6 protein-coding genes are annotated in these 4,277 nt (G+C 65.3%); 2 read left to right on the top strand and 4 right to left on the bottom strand.

The genetic code is table 11. The annotated features are described in order from the left end of the window. The coding region (locus VF662_RS09185; protein WP_464140128.1) for a nucleotide sugar dehydrogenase at positions 1-975 on the bottom strand (975 nt) is incomplete at its 3' end. 101 nt (positions 976-1,076) lie between these two features. Continuing rightward, entirely contained in the window at positions 1,077-1,652 is a 576-nt protein-coding gene (locus tag VF662_RS09180; protein WP_464140126.1) for a hypothetical protein, read from the bottom strand. 252 nt (positions 1,653-1,904) lie between these two features. On the opposite strand from VF662_RS09180, the gene VF662_RS09175 reads away from it, so the two are divergent. Next, entirely contained in the window at positions 1,905-2,198 is a 294-nt protein-coding gene (locus tag VF662_RS09175) for a hypothetical protein (RefSeq protein WP_464140125.1), read from the top strand. 132 nt (positions 2,199-2,330) lie between these two features. Continuing rightward, positions 2,331-3,290 (top strand): M48 family metalloprotease, encoded by a 960-nt coding sequence (locus VF662_RS09170; protein ID WP_464140132.1) that lies wholly within the window; start codon positions 2,331-2,333, stop codon positions 3,288-3,290. Between the two features lie 4 nt (positions 3,291-3,294). Here the strand turns inward: VF662_RS09170 and VF662_RS09165 are convergent, their stop codons facing one another. Continuing rightward, positions 3,295-4,095 (bottom strand): tryptophan 2,3-dioxygenase, encoded by an 801-nt coding sequence (locus tag VF662_RS09165; RefSeq protein WP_464140123.1) that lies wholly within the window; start codon positions 4,093-4,095, stop codon positions 3,295-3,297. A gap of 5 nt (positions 4,096-4,100) precedes the next feature. Further along, complete coding sequence (locus VF662_RS09160; protein ID WP_464140130.1) at positions 4,101-4,268, bottom strand: DUF411 domain-containing protein; 168 nt, start codon at positions 4,266-4,268, stop codon at positions 4,101-4,103. Positions 4,269-4,277 lie beyond the last annotated feature (9 nt).

The raw sequence follows: 4,277 nt of genomic DNA, 5'->3' as shown, positions 1-4,277 counted from the left end.
GTCGGGGACATTCTCCTTGAAGGTGAGCCCCATGACGAGCGCCTTGCCGGTCTTGCGGCGGCGGGTGTGGAGCTGGTCGGCGACCCAGCTGCCCATCTTGTCGTTGATCGAGCGGCCGGAGAGGATGACCTGCGGATCCTGCCCGAGCTGCTGGGCGCGGTAGCTGAGATAATAAGGATCGACGCCGATGCAGTGCCCGCCGACCAGGCCCGGCTGGAAGCGGAGGAAGTTCCACTTGGTCCCGGCGGCGTCGAGCACGTCCCAGATCGAAATGTCGAGCTTCGAGAAGATCTGCGTGATCTCGTTCATGAAGGCGATGTTGATGTCGCGCTGGGCATTCTCGATCACCTTGGCCGCCTCTGCGGCCTTGATCGAGCGGGCGCGGAACACGCCGGCGCTGGTCACCTTGCCGTAGAGGTCCGCAAGCCGCTCCGTGACCGCCTCGTTCTCGCCGGCGACGACCTTCACGATCCGGTCGACGGTGTGCTCGCGGTCGCCCGGATTGATGCGCTCGGGCGAGTAGCCGAGGAAGAAGTCGCGGCCGCGGACAAGGCCTGAATCCTGCTCGATCAGCGGCCCGCAAATCTCGTCCGTCACGCCCGGATAGACGGTGCTTTCGTAGACGATGATCGGCTTTCTCGCCGGATCGAGCATCTTCGCGACCGCCTTGGTGGCGCCGATCACCGGGCGGAGGTCCGGCTGCTTGGCCTCGTCCACCGGCGTTGGCACGGTGACGATGTAGACATCGGCGCCGTGGCAGCTCGCCGGATCCGATGTGATCTCGAGTGCGGAGCCGAGCAGGGCCCCCGCCTCGACCTCGTTGGTGCGGTCGCGGCCCGCGCGCAGCTCCTCCACCCGCCGGGCGTCGATATCGAGGCCGGTGACGTTGAAGCTTCGGGCGAGCGCCACGGCGAGCGGGAGCCCGACATAGCCGAGGCCGATCACGATGATTCGCTGATTGTCAGTCGGGTTCATGTTGTCCGCGGCAGGTTTGATGGAAGGATGCGTCCCCCCGGAGCACCGGCTCGCTAACACGAAATGCCTACCACAAAGTCAAGCGCGGCGGGGAAACCGTCCTACTTCGGCGGCTGGCGCAGGATCTCCGCCCCGCGCGCCTTCAGCCAGTCGAGGTTCGTACGGGTGAGATGCTCCGTATAGGAGCGGGGCTTCTTCATCAGCGCCTTCGGAGTGTCGGCCGCCATGCCGAGCGCGGCTGCCATGTCCGCGACGAAATGGACGCAATTGCGCTTGTTGAGGTCATAGGACGGCTGCTTCAGACCCCGCCACTTCTCGATCCGCGCTAAGAGAGCGTCATACTCCGCATCGCTGAGCGCGAAGCTGAAGTGCCGGTCGCTGGCGGCGATATAGCCGGCTTCCTTCGCCGGCTCCCGGGAGAAGACCTCGCCCCCCACTGCACCGAGCAGGATCGCGGGGCTGATCTGTGTTGCTGTAAAGCCATAGTTGGCGTTGATTTTGTGTCCCGTACGGTCGTCGACGCCTTCCAAGGTGATGAAAGCGTGCGGGAAATTCGCGCCGAATTCGTGCGAATAGAAGGAGACGCGAACCGCGGCGAGCACCGCGGCAGGGTGCAGGAAGAGCAAGGCCGCGGCCGCAATGGCTCGGAGGAGCAGGGCGGGAAGCCGTGAACGCATCTGTGCCGAACCCCCCGAAGCCACGTAAATCCTTGGATTTTGCCGCTCTTCCCGCACGAGCGACTCTCCGCGGCGATAAAAGCGGCGTTGCCGATTGGCAACTGCCCTCCAGATTGTTCGAAAGGCGATGAACTATTCTTGAATTGCAGGCGTTTCCGGGCTTCAGAGTTCGTCAACCTGGTTTGGCTAATGAACATGCTGTTCGAGGCCGCCAATTCGGGGTAGACAGTTTCGGATGCCTCCGATAGTGAGGTGCCGAAATTCGATACAAGTTTGAGTACGAAGGGAGAAGCTGACGTGGTTTTCAAGGGATTCATTGCTGCGGTCACGGCCGTTGCCCTCTCGGCAACGCCGGCGGTTGCCGCATCCAACGGTGCGGCTGCTACGGCTCGCGCATCTGAAGTCGCTCCGGCCGGTGAGTCGGTCGACGGCAGCCAGATCCGCGGCGGCTTCATCATTCCGCTGATCGCGATCATCGCCATCATCCTCGGCATCCTGGCCGCGACGCATGGCAAGAAGAACAAGATCGGCAAGAGCCCGGGCTGATCGCCCGGCGGCGTTTCGCGCTTGCTGATTTGAAGAAAGCAGCCGGGTGGATTTCGATTCATCCGGCTGCTTTCGTTCGTACTGAATCCTTGCGAAACTGATGTGAGAGCTTTCCAGCCGATCTTGCGCTTCGTGGCCTTTCTGGCGGCTTTGGCAGGTCCGGGCGTTGCCGCGCAGGCCGCGCCGCCGGAAGCTGCCGAGCAGGGTACTTACCTTCGCGCGGCCGATTACCGGGTCCACGAAGTCGCCTACCGTCTGGCTGCGTCCGGCCGGCAGCATTGCCCCGCGCTGCTCCCGCTGACGGGGATGTTTCTCCATTATCTGCCCGAATATGAGGGTCTTAACCGCGCCGAAGCGGTGAGGCTTTACGGGGTGGACCGCGGGCCCGGGATCCTCTCCGTCGTCAGCGGCAGCCCCGCTGCTCGTTCGGGCCTGCTGGCGGGCGATGTGCTGCTCTCGATCAACGGCATTGCACTTCCCACAGGCGAGTCCCTCGCCCGCGCCGGGGCGAAGTGGCGCACGGCCGCTGCCGGGGTGGAGACGCTGGTCGAGGATCAGCTGCGAGTCGGCCCGGCCCGGCTGAAGGTGCTCCGCGAGGGCCGGGAGCTCGTGCTGGAACTGCAGCGCGAGCTGGGATGCCCGGTCCGCGCCCGGCTCGCCCGCTCGAATCAGGCGAACGCCTTCGCCGACGGACGGACCGTCATCATGACCACCCGGCTGCTGAACTTCGTGAGGAGCGACGACGAGCTTGCGGTCGTGCTTGGCCACGAGGCGGCGCACAACATCCTCGGCCACCCGGCGCGCCTGGAAGAGGAGAAGGTGCCGAAGGGCTTCCTCGCCAATTTCGGCAAGAATGCCGCGCGGGTGCGGGCGACGGAGGAGGAGGCGGACGGCCTCGGGCTGAAGTTGGCCTGGTCTTCCGGCTACGATCTCAATGCCGCGATCCCGTTCTGGCGACGGCTCTACCGGACCTACGATCCCATCCCGACGCCGAAGCTGTTCAATCGCCACCCAAGCCTCGCCGCCCGGGAACGTGCGGTTGCGGAAACGGTGGCCGAGCTCAGGCGAAGCGCGGTGCAGCCGCCGCGTTAGCCGGTCAGAGGCTGGTTCGAAGCGACCAGAGCTCAGGGAAGGCGCGCTTTGCCAGCGTGCTCTGGAGATAGGCCACGCCGCTGGTGCCGCCGGTTCCCCGCTTGAGGCCGATGATCCGCTCGACCGTCACCACATGCTTGTGCCGCCAGCCGGCGAGGGCGTCGTCAACGTCCACGAGCTTCTCGGCGAGCTGGTAGAGCGGCCACCAGCGCTCGGTGTCCCGGTACACTTCGGCCCAGGCCGATTCGACCTCGGCCTTGGGAGCGTAGGCCTCGCTCCAGTCGCGATCGAGCGCCGCCGCCGGCAGCGGGAAGCCCGCGCGTGCCAGCGCGGCATTGGCTTCGTCCCACAGGCTGGGCTGGTGAAGCGCATCCATCAGCGCCGCATAGGGGCCGCTCCCCTCTTCCTGGAAGCGCAGATGGCCGCCGTCCTTCAGCCCCAGCAGATATTCGAATTCCCGGAACTGCGCCGACTGGAACCCGGAGCTCGATCCCAGCACCTCGCGGAAGCTTGAATAATCGGCCGGAGTCATGGTCGCGAGCACGTCCCAGCTCAGCGTCATCACCGCCTGGATCCGGGAGACGCGGGACAGGCTCTTGTGCACCTGGATCAGCGAATCGGATCGGATCAGCGCCTTCGACAGCCGAAGCTCGTGGACGATCTGCTTGAGCCACAGCTCCTTGGTTTGGTGGATGATGACGAACAGCAGCTCGTCATGGTGGGCCGAGATCGGGTGCTGGGCGGTGAGGAGCTGATCCAGCGCCAGATAGCCGCCATAGGTCATCGAGGCGGGAGTGTCGGTCATCCCGCTCAACCGTGGGAGGCGAATACCGACCGGCGGCCGTTCGCCGCGAACGCGATCACCTTGTAGGGCTGCTTGTGATCGCCATGCGTTTCCATCCCAGGCGAGCCGTGCGGCATCCCCGCGACCGCGAGGCCGCGCACGCTGCGGCTGCCGCTCCGCATCAGCCGCTTGATGTCGGCTGG

This window comes from Allosphingosinicella sp. (assembly GCF_036387215.1).
Taxonomy (GTDB): domain Bacteria; phylum Pseudomonadota; class Alphaproteobacteria; order Sphingomonadales; family Sphingomonadaceae; genus Allosphingosinicella.
This window is presented reverse-complemented; position numbering and strand designations above follow the sequence as displayed.